Below are 15,832 nucleotides of genomic sequence, written 5' to 3' on the forward strand. Positions count from 1 at the left end.
CCGGAACGGGCATTCCCACGGGCATGGCCAGGAATCCGGGCACGTCCATGACCACGCGGCGACGCACACGCACGGCGAAAGCCACCGGAACCATGCAGGTTTCGCGCACCAGCACGCGCACGGCGAGCACACCCACGAGCATCCGACGGGATTGCGCGGAGTCATGCGCGAGATCTTCGTGCCACACAGCCACGACGCCGCCGACAGCGTCGATGACGCGCTCGAGGCCAGCACCGTCGGCATTCGGGCGGTGAAGATCAGCCTTGTGGTGCTCGGTGTGACCGCGGTACTGCAGGTACTGGTGGTCGCGGTCTCCGGGTCAGTGGCGTTGGCGGCGGACACTATTCACAACTTCTCCGACGCGTTGACCGCGGTGCCGCTGTGGATCGCGTTCGCACTCGGGCGACGCGCGGCCACCCGGCGCTACACCTACGGGTTCGGTCGCGCCGAGGATCTCGCGGGTCTGTTCGTCGTCGCGATGATCGCGCTGTCCGCCCTGATCGCCGGGTACGAGGCGGTCCGCCGACTGATCTCACCGGTGCCGATCGAGCATCTCGGCTGGGTCGCCCTCGCGGGCGTGATCGGCTTCCTCGGCAACGAGACCGTCGCGCTGTACCGTATCCGGGTCGGGCGGCAGATCGGCTCGGCCGCCCTGATCGCCGACGGCCTGCACGCCCGCACCGACGGCTTCGCCTCACTCGCGGTGCTGGTCGGCGCGGCAGGCGTCGCGCTGGGCTTCCCGCTGGCAGATCCGATCGTCGGCCTGCTGATCACTGTGGCCATCCTCGCGGTGCTGCGCACGGCGGCCCGAGATGTGCTGCGCCGCCTGATGGATGCGGTCGAGCCGGGTCTGGTGTCCGCCGCCGAACAGGCCCTCGCCGCCGAACCGGACGTGCAGGGCGTGCGCAGCCTGCGGATGCGCTGGATCGGCCACCGGCTGCACGCCGACGTCGAACTGGACGTCGCCCCGACCATCACCCTCGCCGACGCCCACCGCGTCGCCCACGAGGCCGAACACACCCTCACCCACGTCGTCCCCAAACTGAACACCGCGGTCGTGCACGCTTACCCCGCCCACGCCGGGTAGGCGACGACACCGATGCCAGGTCAACAACTGATTTCGTGAGCACATGGGTAACTCGCCGGGCACGGGCCAAAACACCCACGATGCCCCCGTCGGCCGCCAACGAAACTCTCGCAGCGCCTGAGTCTGGCCTGAATACGCGGAGAGGCGGGCAAGCGCTGCCCCAGTGCCTTTACTCTTCGGTAGCATTCGCCATGTGATGTGGCTCATGGTTGGTATGTGCTGAACCATGCTGACGCGCGTCCGGAACCTCTCGAAGCTGCCTGACCTGCTCCATCGGAGCCGGATCCCGGACGATCTCGAGTCCGTCGCGTCCATCGGCACCGAAGCTGAGCCGACTGCTCTCGGGTTGCCGTCCGACTACGCCGAGCGGATCTGGCGGCGGATGCAGGTGGTGTACCGCAGCGGCGTCCATCCGGCCGTCCAGGTGTGTATTCGTCGGCACGGAGTGGTCGTCTTCGACCGCGCACTCGGCCACGCACTCGGCAACGGCCCGGACGACGACGCGGCGACGCCGAAGGTGCTCGCCACCCCGAGTACACCGTTCGTCACCTACTCGGCCTCGAAGGGCGTCACGGCGTTCGTCGTGCATCTGCTCGTTGATCGCGGCTTGATCGAGCTGAACGCGCCGATCAGCCAGTACATTCCCGAATACGGTTGTCACGGTAAGGAATCCATCACCGTAGGACAGGTGCTCGCGCACCGATCCGGGGTGGCGAACCTGCCGAGGGAGGCACTGACAGCCGAGGCCGTCGCGGATCGTGCACTGCTGGTACGGAATCTATGCGCGGTGCGGCCGTCCGTGCCACCTGGCCGATTCCAGTCCTACCACGCACTATCCGGCGGATTCATCCTCGGCGAGGTGGTCCACCGCGTCACCGGCAAGGACATCCGCACCGTCCTGGACGAGGAGATCCTGCGCCCGCTGTCGTTCCGCTGGACCAATTACGGTGTGGCGCCGCAGGATTTCGCCGCTCTCGCCAGGAACTACCGGACCGGCCTCACGCCGCTGCCGCCGCTGTCGCTCGCGATGGAACGGCTGCTCGGGGTGTCCTTCGCGGAGGCCGTCGAAACCGGCAACGACCCCGCCTATCTCGGTGTCATCGCGCCCGCCGCGAACGTGGTCAGCACCGCGAACGAGCTGAGCCGCTTCTACGAGATATTCCGGCGCGGCGGCGAACTCGACGGCGTGCACGTGATGCGCCCGGAAACCATTGCGGCCGCGCTGGTTCCGCAGTCCCGGATCGAGCCCGACCTCTCGCTCGGCATGAACTTCGGCTTCGGCTACGGCCCGATGCTCGGCGGCCGGGTGGTGAGCCTTTTCGGCCCCGACACCCGTAAAGCCTTCGGCCATCTCGGCTTCACCAACAACGCGGCCTGGGCCGACCCGGAACGCGCGCTGTCGTGCGCCGTGCTCACCAGCGGTAAACCGATCCTGTATCCCGAGCTGATCCGCTGGGTCGCGCTGCTCTACGGGATCACGTCGGAGACACCGAAGGTGGCCGAAACAGACTTGGCTTTCTGAGTGGAAGTCACTGAAGAAAAAGGAGTTCCGATGTTGAGCACTATGCAGGACGAGCCTTTGTCGCTGGCGACGTTGCTGCGCTACGCATCGACGTTTGTCGGCGATTCGACCGTGTCCACTTGGACCGGTACGGGCGTGCGCACCATGACCTATCGCGAAGTCGGCGCGGACGCGGCGCGGCTGGCGAACGCGTTGCGCGAGTTGGGCATCGGCATCGGCGATCGAGTCGGCACCTTCATGTGGAACAACAACGAGCACCTGGTGGCCTACATCGCGGCACCCGCGATGGGCGCGGTGCTGCACGCGCTCAATATCCGGCTGTTCCCCGACCAGCTGGTCTACGTGGCCAATCACGCCGAGGACAAGGTGGTGCTGGTCGACGGCACGCTGCTGCCGATGTTCGCCCAGTACCTGCCGAACCTGAAGACGGTCCGGCACGTCATCGTGGTCAACGGCGACGCCTCGACGCTGTCCGCCCCCGAGGGCGTGCAGGTGCACTCCTACACCGAACTGCTTGCCGCGCAGCCGGATACCTACGACTTCCCGGTGATCGACGAACGGTCCGCCGCGGCAATGTGTTACACCTCCGGCACCACCGGCGACCCGAAGGGCGTGGTGTATTCGCACCGCTCGAACTGGTTGCACGCGATGCAGGTGTGCTCGCCGAGCGGCATGGCCTTCACCGGCCGCGACACGATCCTCGCCATCGTCCCGCTGTTCCACGCGAACGCGTGGGGCATCCCGTACGCGGCGCTGATGTCGGGCGCGAATGTGCTGATGCCGGACCGGTTCCTGCAGCCGGGCCCGCTGCTGGAGATGATGGCGGCCGAGAAGCCGACGTTCGCCGCCGCGGTGCCGACCATCTGGGGCGGCGTGCTGGCCGGCCTGGCCGCGCACCCGCAGGACATCACCCACCTGCGCACCGCCGTGGTCGGTGGCTCCGCGGTGCCGCCGTCGATGATGCGCGCCTTCCAGGAAAAGCACGGCGTGCGCATCCTGCACGCGTGGGGCATGACCGAGACCTCGCCGCTCGGCAGCGTCGCGCATCCGCCGACCGGCGTGACCGGCGAGGACGAGTGGGAGTACCGCTACACCCAGGGCCGGTTCCCGGCGAGCGTGCAGGCCAGGCTGGTCGGGGACGACGGCAGCGTGGTGCCGAACGACGGAGCAGCGCTGGGCGAGTTGGAGGTTCGTGGTCCGTGGATCACCGGCTCCTACTACTCGCCGGACGGCACCGAAGTCGACCCGGACAAGTTCGACGACGGCTGGCTGCGCACCGGTGACGTCGGCAAGATCAGCAAGGACGGCTACCTCACCCTGGTGGACCGGTCCAAGGACGTGATCAAGTCCGGCGGCGAATGGATTTCGTCGGTGGACCTGGAGAACGCCGTGATGGGCCACCCGGCCGTCGCCGAGGCGGCGGTGATCGGGGTGCCGGACGAGAAGTGGGACGAGCGGCCGCTGGTGGCGATCGTGCTCGCCGAGGGCGCCGAGGCGAAGGCCGACGAGCTGCGTGACTTCCTCGCCGACAAGTTCGCGAAATGGCAACTGCCGGAACGCTGGACGTTCATCGCCGAGGTGCCCAAGACCAGCGTCGGCAAGTTCGACAAGAAGCGCCTGCGCGCCCAGTACGCCGATGGCGACCTGACGGTCACCACGCTGTCCTGATCGCGGACTGCCCGGCGCGGCCTGAATTCGCTTGCCGCGCCGGGCTTGTCCGTGCGTCGATCAGCAGTTACGCAGTTCCGGGCTCTGATTCAGCAGCTGGGCCCTGGTGCCGATGAACGTGCTGTAGGTCTCGCCACCGACCGCGGAAAGCGGGAAGGCGGCCACCCGATGGCAGTTCTGGAAGGCGAGCTTCACGCCGAAATGCCGCTCCAGTCCGCCGCGGATCGCGTCGGAGGCCATGGCGCGCAGCAGCTGCCCACGTGCCACCTCGTCCGGCGGCGCGACCAGGTTGTCGGCGTATTCTTCACTGCCGGAACGCAGTTCACCGGCGACCCGGCTGACGACTTCGTAGGCGTAGGGCAGCGACTGGCGGACCACCTCGACGAAATCGGCGTCATCGACTTCGCCGCGTTCGGCACGTTCGAGCAGTGGGGCTGGTACATCGAGGGACATAGCGCTCTCCTCCACGGGTGGATGGCTGATGCGATGCGACTCGATTCTAATCGAAAGTCGTTGTCAACAATCCTGGATTCGCCGCGAAAGTGCCGAGTTCAGTGCGGTTTTCGTGTCGGCCGCAAGCGTGCGGACCAGTTCGCCAGCTGGTAACTCCGGTGCCAGGGTGTGGGTCTGTCCCGCCCAGAGATTGACGTTGTCCGAGTTGCCCGCGGCCCGTGCCTCGGCGCGCAAAGGCGCGGTGGCGTAATGGATCTCCGGGTACGCGACGGGCGCGGTCGCACTGTGCTCCACCATGAATTGATTGCGCAGGCCACGGGCCCGGCGGCCGGTGAAGGCGCGGGTCAACATGGTCGGGGTGCCGGCGGCCAGGGCGGCGCGGTGCACCGGATTGGTACCTGCCTCCGGGCAGCGCAGGAACACCGTGCCGAGTTGTACGGCCGCCGCGCCCGCGGCGAGTGCTGCCGCGATGCCCGCACCCGTGCCGATGCCGCCGGTGGCCACCACCGGCTTGTCCGTCGCGGCGGTCAGGAGTTGCAGCAGGGCGAGCACGCTGAGCGGATCGGTGGCGTCGTCCTCGGGCCGGTCGACGAAGGTCGCGCGATGTCCGCCCGCCTCCGCGCCCTGCGCGATGAGTACATCGGCACCGCGCTCGACCGCGATCCGCGCCTCGGCGACCGAGGTCACGGTCACCCAGCTCTCTGAGCCGACGGCACGCAGCCGCGCGATCTCCTCGGCGGTGGGGCAGCCGAAGGTGAAAGAGACGACCGCGACCGGATCGGCGACGAGCAGATCCAGCTTGGCGTCCCAGTCGTCGGTGTCGTACTTGGCGTCGCCGAGCGGATGTTCGCGCGCGAGTTCGGCAAGGTAGTCGGCGAATGCGGCGGTGGGCGTGGCCGGACCTGGCACGAAGAGATTGACGCCGAAGGGAGAGTCGGTCGCGGCGCGAGTGGCGGTGATCCGGGCTGCGGTGTCGGCTGCGCTCAGGTAACCGGCGGCCAGCAGGCCGAAGCCACCGGCCTCGGTGACCGCGACAGTCAACTCGGGCGTAGAGGGTCCACCGGCCATCGGGGCGAGCACGATCGGGACTGCCAAGTCATCGATGATCACGGTCCAAGTCTGACCTACTGGACGTGTGACCCGGTATTTACCTGCGTCTTTGCCGCACAAGGTTGCGGAATGGTCACGGCGAGGTAGAGTTCCCGTCACAGCGGATGCCAAACCGTTACATCGCAGGCTTCACCGGATCGTTACCGAAACCGGTTGGCGACAGGCCCGGCACCGCTGAACCAACTGTTCTTCGGACGCAAGGACGCAGCTGTGTCGCACCATCGGGTAGGCCCCAGTTCCATTACCGTCATGAGCCTCATCGGCGATGATATCTCGGGTCGGCCGACGCGGCATCGCGTCGAGTCGACCGCGACCGAGCGGGTGAAGGTCGCCGCCGGAGTCGCGGTCGCCGCGGGTGCCCTGATCGGCACCGTCTCCCAGATCGCGCCCGCCGTCGCCAGTCCGCTGCTGCCCGGTGCGCACGACGGTGACGAGGCCGACGCGCCGATGACCTTCCGCGGCACCGGTATTCTGCCGGTCGCCCAGGTCAAGGCCGCCACCCCGGCGCCGGAGGCCCCGGCCCCCGAGGTGCCGGTCGCCAGTCAGATCGCCGCTCCCGCCCCCGCACCGTTCGGCCTGCAGAACCTGCCGCCGGAGATCGCGGGCCCGCTGGCCCAGGCCGAGCAGATCCTCAAGGGCGTGCAGCAGCAGACCGCGCCCGCAGCTCCGATGGGCGCCGTGCGCCCGGTCGGCGGCGAGATCAGCTCCGGCTTCGGTAGCCGTTGGGGCGAAATGCATTACGGCCTCGACTTCGCCGACCAGATCGGCGCCCCCATCCACTCGGTGAGCAGCGGCACGGTGATCGAGGCGGGCCCCGCGTCCGGCTTCGGCCTGTGGATGCGCGTGCAGCAGGACGACGGCACCATCGCCGTCTACGGCCACGTCAACGAGATGCTCGCGCACGTCGGCCAGCGGGTGAACGCGGGCGATGTGATCGCCACCGTCGGCAACCGCGGCAACTCCACCGGCCCGCACCTGCACCTGGAGATCTGGGACCAGAACGGCACGAAGATCGACCCGATGCCGTACCTCGCCGCAAAGGGTGTGCCGTTGCAGTGGGGCCCGTCGGCGCACTGATTCCGCTGCCCGGCTTGTTAATCCGTCGATCCCCCCGTCCGCTGGCGGGCAGGATGCCCCATGAGGACCGGTCGGTCGATAGGCTCGGGCCGTGACAGAGCTGGGCGACATCTTCGAGCCTGGATCACCGCACGGGCGCACCTACGCCGTGCTGGTGCATCATCCGCGATCGAGTCTCGCCGATATCGCGCAGTACCTGGGCGTTTCGGAGGAGACCGCGGCGGCCTCATTGAACGTGCTTGCCGATTTGCGCGCCGCCGTGCGCGTGCCGGCCAGCGAGGGCGCGCCCGCGGTGTGGGACGCCCATGCCCCGGAGTCGTTGTCGGAGGCCGAGGCTCGGCGCAGGCAACAGCAGATCAACCAGATGCACACGGCCGCAGCGCGGCTCAGCGAGACGTTCCGTTCGGTGCGCCGCTCGCCGCGCAGCAACGGCGCCGTGGTGCCGGTCTTCGAACGCCTGGAAATGCTCGCCGATTTCGAGGAGATGCAGACCAGCGCGCGCACCGGCGTCAAGGTCGTCGAGCGCGGGCCCTACCTCAGCGATATCGAGCGCGAGCGACAGTTGTTCCAGCTCAAGCGAAATCGGCTCGGCGAGGGCATCCGCTATCAGACGCTGTACCAGGACACCATCTATCAGGATCCGGAACGGCTGCGCCACGCGCTGTCCACCAATGCCAGTGGGGCGCAGGCGCGGACGCTGCCGGAGCCGCCGTTCAAAATGATCATCAGCGACGACGAACGCGCTAGCCTGGTGCTGCACGTCGACGAACGCCGCCCGGACCCCATGGGCTTGCGGATCACCGGCTCACCCGCGCTGGACATCCTGATCAAAACGTTCGACGTGCTGTGGTCACTGGCCGCGCCCATTTCGGTGAACCCGACCGCGGAGGCCCTCGACGAACGCGACCGCGCCATCCTCACCCTGATGGGTCTCGGCGCGACCGACGACACCATCGCGCGACGGCTGGGCATGTCTCGGCGTACTGTGGTCCGCCGGACCGCGCGACTACTGGAGCGGCTCGGCGCGAGCACCCGATTCCAGGCCGGGGTGCAGGCAACCCGGCGTGGTTGGTTGTGAACTAGTTCACCGATCCGGGTACTCCTGCAACGCGACCGGTTCTAGACCGATATAGACCGTGGCATCTGGCAAGACACCGCTTCCATGGGGGTAGCGGCGGATGTGTGACCAAGAACAGGAGCCGAACGAGGGGGGAGCGGACCGCTGTCAGTGGTCTGTACGAATCCAAGACAGCACGCGTGGACACCGATCAGTCCCTTATATGATTGCTCGGAACCGCGCTGGCCCCGGACGATATGCCCTGTATATGGGTAGGGCCGGGTCCTAGCTCGATGCGAGAGGTGAATGCACTCGAATGGAAACTGCCCGTCGTTCCGCTCGTGGTAGCCGTCGCCGCAGGTCGGGCAGCCCGCTGTTCGGGCAGTTGCTGACCGCCGCCGTCGAATCCGAGGCCAATGAGGTCGCCGTTCGCTTCAATCCGTCGGGTCAGCTCGACGACGAACGCCAGCTCACCTACGCCCAACTGGACGCGACCTCCTCGCGGCTGGCCAGGGAACTGATCGAGCGCGGTGTCGGACCGGGCGACGTGGTCGCCATCGGCATCGCCCGCAGCCTGCAGTCGGTGGTCGCCGTGTGGGCCATCGCGAAGACCGGCGCGGCGTACGTGCCGGTGGATCCGGCCTACCCGACCGACCGCATCAACCACATCCTGTCCGACTCCGGCGCCACGGTCGGGCTCACCACCTCGGCCCACCGCGCGGTGCTCGGCACCGGCGTGTACTGGATCGAGCTGGACGACCCGGTGCAGGCCGCGCGGATCGCCGCGCGCCCCGAGCACCCGATCTCCTACACCGACCGGGTGCGTCCGCTGGACGAGCGGCACCCGGCCTACGTCATCTACACCTCGGGTTCGACCGGACGGCCCAAGGGCGTCGTGGTCACCCACACCGGTCTGGCCGGCCTGGTGGCCGCCGAACGCGAGCACTACGGCGTGACCGCGGATTCGCGGGTGCTGCATGTGTGCTCGCCGAACTTCGATGTGTCGATCCTGGAGTTGCTGCTCGCTTTCTCGTCGGGTGCGACGCTGGTGATCGCGCCGCCGTCGGTGTTCGGCGGGTACGAGCTGGCCGATCTGCTGCGCCGCGAACAGGTCACGCACATGCTGATCACGCCGGGCGCGTTGGAATCGGTCGACCCGACCGGCCTGGACGACCTGCGGGTCGTGGTGGTGGCCGGTGACAAGTTCGGGCCGGAGCTGGTCGGCCGCTGGGCCGCCGATCGCGAGTTCTACAACGGTTACGGACCCACCGAGGCTTCTATTCTCGCGACGAGTTCGGCGCGGATGCTGCCGGACGAGCCGATCACCATCGGCTCGGCGATTCCGGGAGTCGGTGCGTTCGTGCTGGATTCGCGGCTGCGGCCGGTGCCCGCGGGCGTGGTCGGCGAGCTGTACCTGTCGGGACCGGCGTTGGCTCAGGGGTATCTCGGTAAGCCGGGGCTCACCGCGGAACGTTTCGTGGCCAGCCCGTTCGGCGCCGACACCGATACGCCGGGAGCGCGGCTTTATCGCACCGGAGACCTGGTGCGGCGCATGCCCACAGCATCGCGAAGCGATTCCATGGGGGGTGGTGGTCGGGAGACGGGCGGGCCCGAGGACGGCGGCGCCATCGAGTATCTCGGGCGCTCCGACTTCCAGGTCAAGATCCGTGGCTTCCGTATCGAACTCGGCGAGATCGATAACGCGCTCACCGCGCACCCGGACATCGACTACGCGGCCACGCTCGGCAAGACACTGCCGTCCGGCGCGACCGCGCTGGTGTCCTACGTGCTGCCGCGGGCCGGAACCGTCGTGGACACCGGTGAACTCGCCGAGTTCATCGGAGAGTCGCTGGCCGCGTACATGATTCCGGCCGCCATCATGGTGCTCGACGAGATCCCGCTGACCCCGGTCGGCAAGCTGGACCGCGCGGCGCTGCCTGCACCGGTGTTCGCCGCCAAGGCTTTCCGCGCCCCGTCCACCCCGGTGGAGGAGATCGTCGCCGACGTGTTCGCGGCGCTGCTGGTGGCGGGCGACGACGGCCGGGTCGGCGTGGACGACGACTTCTTCGAGCTGGGCGGCAACTCGCTGCTCGCCGCGCAGGCCGCCGCCCGGATCGGGTCGGCGCTGCAGGTGCGGGTGCCGGTGCAGCTGCTGTTCGAGGCGACCACGGTTGCCGCGCTCGCCGAACGCGTTGAGCAGCATGCGGGTTCGGCCGCCGGTCAGGCGTTGCACGCCAGGCCGCGCCCGTCCAAGGTGCCGCTGTCCTACGCGCAGCAGCGGATGTGGTTCCTGAACCGGTTCGATCCGGCCAGTGCCGTCAACAACATTCCGGCGGCCGTGCGCCTGTCCGGTCACCTCGATATCGAGGCGATGCGCGCCGCCGTGCGCGACCTCACGGAGCGGCACGAGGTGCTGCGCACCCTGTACCCCGAGGTCGACGGCGAGGGCTACCAGCGGGTGCTGGCGACCGGAGATCCGCGCTCGGTACCGGAATTCGTGGTCGAGCAGGCCACCGAGGCCGAACTGCCCGGACTGGTCGCCGCGGTGGTGACCGAGGGCTTCGACGTGACCGTGGCGCCGCCCGTGCGGGTGCGGCTGCTCGAGCTGAGCGAGACCGAGCACGTGCTGGTCTGCGTGGTGCACCACATCGCGGGCGACGGCTTCTCGATGGGCCCGCTGACCCGCGACCTGATGGCCGCCTACCTGGACCGGATGCGTGGCGGTGCACCGGAATGGCCGCCGCTCGAGGTGCAGTACGCCGACTACGCGATCTGGCAGCGCGAGATCCTCGGCGCCGAAGACGACCCGGAATCGGTGCTGGCCGAGCAGATCGACTACTGGCGCACCGAATTGGCCGCGCTGCCCGAGCAATTGGAGCTGCCCGCGGATCGGCCGCGGCCCGCGGTCGCGTCCAACCGTGGCGCCACCTTGGCCTTCGAGATCGGCCCCGACGTGCACGGCGCGCTGAGTCGTCTTGCGCACGGACACAATTCGACCCTGTTCATGGTCGTGCACGCCGCGCTCGCGGTGCTGCTGGCCCGGTTGTCCGGCACCAGGGACATCGCCGTCGGCACCCCGGTCGCCGGTCGCGGTGAGGCCGCGCTGGACGACCTGATCGGCATGTTCGTCAATACCCTGGTGCTGCGTACGGAGATCGACTCCGGTGCGACGTTCGACGAGCTGCTGCGCGCGGTGCGCCGGATCGACGTCGAGGCGTTCGGCCACGCCGATGTGCCGTTCGAGCGGCTGGTGGAACTGCTGGATCCGGCGCGCTCCGCGGCCAGGCATCCGCTGTTCCAGGTGATGCTGACCTTCCAGAACCTGGCGCGCACCGAACTGGAACTGCCCGGCCTGTCCGCCTCGGCGGTGGATCTGGCGATGCCGCTGGCGAAGTTCGATCTGCAGCTCGCGCTGGTGGAGCGGATCGACAGACACGGTGCGGCGGAAGGCATTTCGGCGGCCTTCACCTATGCCACCGATCTGTTCGACGAGGCGACCGTGCAGGACTTCGCCGATCGCTTCGGCCGGATCCTGGCCGCGGTCGCGGGCGATTCCGACATCACCGTCGGCGATATCGACGTGCTCGCGCCCGGCGAACGCGACCTGGTGCTGCACGAGTGGAACAGCCCGGGCGCCGAGGTGCCCGAGGTGACCCTGGTCGATCTCATCGGTGCGCAGGCGCGCAGGCGGCCGGACGCGGGCGCGATCCGCTACGGCGACACCACGGTGACCTTCGGCGAATTGCAGCGCCGTGCCAACAAGGTGGCGCGGGCGCTGATCGCGCAGGGCGTCGGCCCGGAAGCGCTGGTGGCCGTTGCGGTTCCGCGCACCGAGGAGCTGCCGGTCGCGCTGCTCGCGGTGCTCACCGCCGGTGCGGGCTACCTCCCGATCGACACGACCTACCCCGCGCAGCGGTTGGAGTTCATGCTCTCCGACGCCGCTCCCGCGTGCATCCTGACCACCGCGAGCGAGCTGGAATCCGTTCCGGCAGGCAATATTCCGGTCATCTTGCTGGAAGACACGGCCGACTTCGCCGATGCTCCGGTCCGTACGTCCGAGCGGACCGCACCGCTGCGCCCGGACAACCTGGCCTACGTCATCTACACCTCCGGCTCCACCGGCGTGCCCAAGGGGGTCGGCGTCGCGCACCGCAATGTGGTGCAGCTGTTCGCGAACACTCAGGAGGTGTTCGAGTTCGACGAAACCGACGTGTGGACGCTGTTCCACTCGTTCGCCTTCGACTTCTCGGTGTGGGAGCTGTGGTGCGCGCTGGCCAACGGCGGCACCGTCGTTGTGGTCGACTACCTGACCTCCCGGTCGCCGGAGCTGTTCCGCGAGTTGCTGATTCGCGAACAGGTCACCGTGCTCAACCAGACCCCGTCGGCGTTCTATCAGCTCGCCGAGGCCGACCGGGCCGCGCAGACCGCCGATCAGGCCAAGTTCGCGCTGCGTTACGTGGTGTTCGGCGGTGAGGCCCTGGATCTGCGCCAGCTACAGCGCTGGTACGACCGGCACGCGGTGGACGCGCCGTGGCTGGTCAACATGTACGGCATCACCGAAACCACGGTGCACGTATCGTTCCTGTCGCTGGACGAGCAGATGGTCGACAACGCGGCGAGCGTCATCGGCCGCGCGCTGCCCGGCCTGGACGCCTACGTGCTCGAGGATCGGCTGCACCCGTCGCCGGTCGGCGTGGCGGGCGAGATCTACGTCGCCGGTGCCCAGCTGTCCCGCGGCTACCTCGGCCGCCCCGGGCTCGCCGCGACCAGGTTCGTCGCGAATCCGTTCGGCGCGGCCGGTTCTCGGATGTACCGCACCGGCGACATCGGCCGCTGGGTCGGCTTCGGCGGCCAGGCGACGCTCGAGTACGCCGGTCGCGGCGATCAGCAGGTGCAGTTGCGCGGCTTCCGCATCGAACTCGGCGAGATCGAGTCGGCGCTGGTGCGCTGCCCCGGCGTGAGCCAAGCGGTGGTACTGGTGCTCGCGGACGAAAACGCGGGTGACCGCCTCATCGGATATGTCGTGCCCGACACCGGGTCTCAGCTCGACTCGGCCGAATTGCGTAGCCAGGTAGGCGAATTCCTCACCGGCTACATGGTTCCGGACGCGATCGTGGTGCTGGACGTGCTCCCGCTGACGCCGAACGGCAAGCTGGACCGAAAAGCCCTGCCCGCACCGGAATTCCTCAGCACCGCCACCTTCCGTGCCCCGAGCTCGCCGGTCGAACAGGCCGTCGCCGAGGTGTTCGCCGGACTGCTCGGCGCCAACGAGATCGGCCTCGACGACGACTTCTTCGGCCTCGGCGGTAACTCGCTGCTGGCCACCAGGGTGGTCGCCCGGATCAACGAGGCGCTCGACGCGAACCTCGTGGTGCGCGAGCTGTTCGAGTCGCCCACCGTCGCCGCGCTCGCCGCCCGCGTCGTGCCGGGCGCGGCCAAGGCATCCGGCGCGCGGCCGCCGCTGGCCCGGATGCCGCGGACCGATCAGGTGCCGTTGTCCCTTGCCCAGCAACGGATGTGGGTGCTCAACCAGTTCGATCCGGACTCGCCCGCCTACAACATCCCGCTGGCGATCCGGCTGTCCGGCGTGCTCGACGTGCCCGCCCTGCGCAACGCCGTCGCCGACGTACTGGAACGGCACGAAACCCTGCGCACCCGCTACCCGTCGGATCCGTCCGGAGTGGCCTACCAGGAGATCCTCTCGGTCCGCGAATCGCTGCCCGGCGGCCTGGAGACCGTGTCCACCGCCGATCCGATCGGCCGCATCACCGAGCTGCTGTCCACCGGATTCGATGTGACGCAACAGGTTCCGGTGCGCGCGCTGCTGCTCGCGGTCGGCCAGGACGAGCACCTGCTCGCGCTGGTCGTGCACCACATCTCCGCCGACGGCGCCTCGATGGCACCGCTGGCGCGCGACCTGGTGACCGCGTATCTCGCTCGGATCGGCGGCAATTCGCCGCGCTGGTCGCCGCTCGAGGTGCAGTACGCGGACTTCGCCAGCTGGCAGCGCACCGTCATCGGCACCGATGACGACGAGAACTCCATCGCCGCACGGCAATTGGCGTACTGGCGGGACCAGCTGAACGGCCTGACCGGCGACCTGAACCTGCCGCTGGACCGCCCGCGCCCCGCGGTGCCGTCGATGCGCGGCGCCTCGACCGGCTTCGCCGTCTCGCCGGACGTGCACGCCGCACTGGTTCGGCTGGCCCGCGAACACAATTCGACGCTGTTCATGGTCGTGCACGCCGCGCTGGCCGTGCTGCTGGCCAGGCAGTCGAACAGCAGTGATATCGCCATCGGCACGCCGATCGCGGGTCGCGGCGAGCGCGCGCTGGACGAGCTGGTCGGCATGTTCGTCAACACGCTCACCCTGCGCACCGCGGTCGAACCGAGCGTGAGCTTCGCCGAGCTGGTCGATCGGGCCCGCGAGACCGACCTGGCCGCCTTCGCCAACGCCGACATCCCGTTCGAGCGGGTCGCCGAGGTGGTCGCCGCCGGTCACGCGACGGTCTACAACCCGTTGTTCGGCGTGGTGCTGTCGTTCCAGAACAACGAGCAGCCGTCGCTGGAACTGCCCGGCCTGACGATCACCGGACTGGACGGCGGCGAGATCGCGGCCAAGTTCGACCTGCAGGTGAACGTCGACCCGCGGCACAGCGCCGACGGTGCGCCCGGCGAGCTGATCACCGCGATCACTTACGCGACAGACCTTTTCGACGAGTCGACGGTGCAGGCGCTGTGCCGCAGGCTGGAGCGAGTGCTGGCCGCGGTGGTCGCCGATCCGCAGGTGCGGGTCGGTGACATCGACCTGCTCGACGCGCAGGAGCGCGAGCGGGTGCAATCCGCCGTCGAATCGGCGCAGGAGCCAACGGCTGCGGGCGCGACGGCCACCACCGGAACCGCGCTCACCCAGGCGCTGACCGCAGTGGTCGAGGACGACCCGGACGGACCCGCGCTGGTCGCCGGCGAGGACGCGGTGTCCTACCAGGAACTCGACGCACGCTCGTCCCGGCTGGCGCGCGTGCTCGCCGCCCGTGGCTGCGGCCCGGGCGACGGTGTCGCGCTCCGGTTCGGCCGCGGCGTCGACGCCGTCGTCGCGACCTGGGCGGTGCTCAAGGCCGGTGCCGCGGTGGTGCCGCTCGCCTCGGCCGACGCGCCTATTCCGGCCGGACCGGTCGTCAAGGTCGGGCTCACCAGCGCTGCGGCGCCCGCCACCGGCGACGTCGACTGGCTCGTGCTCGACGATCCGGCGGTGGCCGCGCAGATAGCGGCCGAATCGCCACGGCCGGTCACCTACGCGCACCGCACACGAGTGCTGCGCGGCACCGACCCGGCCTTCGTCGGGACGCGGACGCTCGGCTACGACGAGCTGGCCGGTGCGGCGGACCAGCTGCGCACGGGCACCGAGCTGACCTTCGAGTCGCGCACCTTCCAGTTCGGCGGCCCGGCGGAGCTGGCGCTGATCGAGGTGGTGGCGGCGGGTTCCTGTGGTGCCTCCATGGTGCTCGTCCCCGAGGATGCCGACCTGACCGAGGCGCTGGCCGACGAGTGGGTCAGCCACCTGCTGACCGACCGCGCGGGAGCCAGTACCCTCGATCCGACGGCCCTGGAGGATCTGCGGGCCGTGGTGCTCGCCGACGGCGGCGATGTCAGTAGCGCATGGACGCAGGTGGCGACGGTGGTCGCGCTGTCCGATCTGCTGCGTGCGGGGTAAAACCCAGCTGGTAACGGGTGCAAGCCCCTAAAAACATGACTAGGGTCACTCGGGACCGGTTTGCCGAATCAGGGCGGCCGTTGCAAGGTGTGGCTTCAACATGTTCGACAGGCAGGATGAGCAGAGTTTCATGGTTCGTGTTTT

General features: G+C 68.9%; 8 protein-coding genes. 6 read left to right on the forward strand and 2 right to left on the reverse strand.

What is annotated here, in order from left to right:
- The first annotated feature begins 151 nt into the window (after positions 1-151).
- The 3 genes from ACIBK2_RS08770 to ACIBK2_RS08780 all read left to right on the forward strand — a co-directional run bounded on the left by ACIBK2_RS08770 (position 152) and on the right by ACIBK2_RS08780 (position 4,277).
- Positions 152-1,087 (forward strand): cation diffusion facilitator family transporter, encoded by a 936-nt coding sequence (locus ACIBK2_RS08770; protein WP_396965883.1) that lies wholly within the window; start codon positions 152-154, stop codon positions 1,085-1,087.
- A 226-nt stretch (positions 1,088-1,313) separates the two neighbouring features.
- Entirely contained in the window at positions 1,314-2,609 is a 1,296-nt protein-coding gene (locus ACIBK2_RS08775; RefSeq protein ID WP_396965156.1) for a serine hydrolase domain-containing protein, read from the forward strand.
- 30 nt (positions 2,610-2,639) lie between these two features.
- Positions 2,640-4,277: a long-chain fatty acid--CoA ligase gene (locus ACIBK2_RS08780; RefSeq protein ID WP_396965158.1), complete on the forward strand. Its 1,638-nt coding sequence runs from the start codon at positions 2,640-2,642 to the stop codon at positions 4,275-4,277.
- 60 nt (positions 4,278-4,337) lie between these two features.
- Here ACIBK2_RS08780 and ACIBK2_RS08785 read toward each other — a convergent pair whose 3' ends face one another.
- On the reverse strand, positions 4,338-4,730 hold the full coding sequence (locus ACIBK2_RS08785) for an SCO5389 family protein (protein ID WP_375914966.1): 393 nt from the start codon (positions 4,728-4,730) through the stop codon (positions 4,338-4,340).
- 63 nt (positions 4,731-4,793) lie between these two features.
- Positions 4,794-5,840, reverse strand: a complete 1,047-nt coding sequence (locus ACIBK2_RS08790) for a nitronate monooxygenase (RefSeq protein ID WP_396965161.1) — start codon at positions 5,838-5,840, stop codon at positions 4,794-4,796.
- A 249-nt stretch (positions 5,841-6,089) separates the two neighbouring features.
- On the opposite strand from ACIBK2_RS08790, the gene ACIBK2_RS08795 reads away from it, so the two are divergent.
- The 3 genes from ACIBK2_RS08795 to ACIBK2_RS08805 all read left to right on the forward strand — a co-directional run bounded on the left by ACIBK2_RS08795 (position 6,090) and on the right by ACIBK2_RS08805 (position 15,688).
- Positions 6,090-6,917, forward strand: a complete 828-nt coding sequence (locus ACIBK2_RS08795) for a M23 family metallopeptidase (protein ID WP_396965163.1) — start codon at positions 6,090-6,092, stop codon at positions 6,915-6,917.
- 91 nt (positions 6,918-7,008) lie between these two features.
- The gene (locus tag ACIBK2_RS08800) at positions 7,009-7,995 is read left to right on the forward strand and encodes a DNA-binding response regulator (protein ID WP_379282304.1); all 987 of its coding nucleotides are present in this window, start codon (positions 7,009-7,011) and stop codon (positions 7,993-7,995) included.
- Between the two features lie 295 nt (positions 7,996-8,290).
- A complete protein-coding gene (locus ACIBK2_RS08805; RefSeq protein WP_396965167.1) occupies positions 8,291-15,688 on the forward strand; it encodes an amino acid adenylation domain-containing protein in 7,398 nt (2,465 codons plus the stop codon).
- Positions 15,689-15,832 lie beyond the last annotated feature (144 nt).

The organism is Nocardia sp. NPDC050175 (assembly GCF_044459885.1).
GTDB lineage: Bacteria > Actinomycetota > Actinomycetes > Mycobacteriales > Mycobacteriaceae > Nocardia.

Excerpts from the sequence above, each read along its gene's own strand:
- ACIBK2_RS08805 (WP_396965167.1), top strand. The coding sequence starts at position 8,291 with ATGGAAACTGCCCGTCGTTCCGCTCGTGGTAGCCGTCGCCGCAGGTCG.
- ACIBK2_RS08780 (WP_396965158.1), top strand. The coding sequence starts at position 2,640 with ATGTTGAGCACTATGCAGGACGAGCCTTTGTCGCTGGCGACGTTGCTG.
- ACIBK2_RS08775 (WP_396965156.1), top strand. The coding sequence starts at position 1,314 with ATGCTGACGCGCGTCCGGAACCTCTCGAAGCTGCCTGACCTGCTCCAT.
- ACIBK2_RS08795 (WP_396965163.1), top strand. The coding sequence starts at position 6,090 with ATGAGCCTCATCGGCGATGATATCTCGGGTCGGCCGACGCGGCATCGC.
- ACIBK2_RS08785 (WP_375914966.1), bottom strand. The coding sequence starts at position 4,730 with ATGTCCCTCGATGTACCAGCCCCACTGCTCGAACGTGCCGAACGCGGC.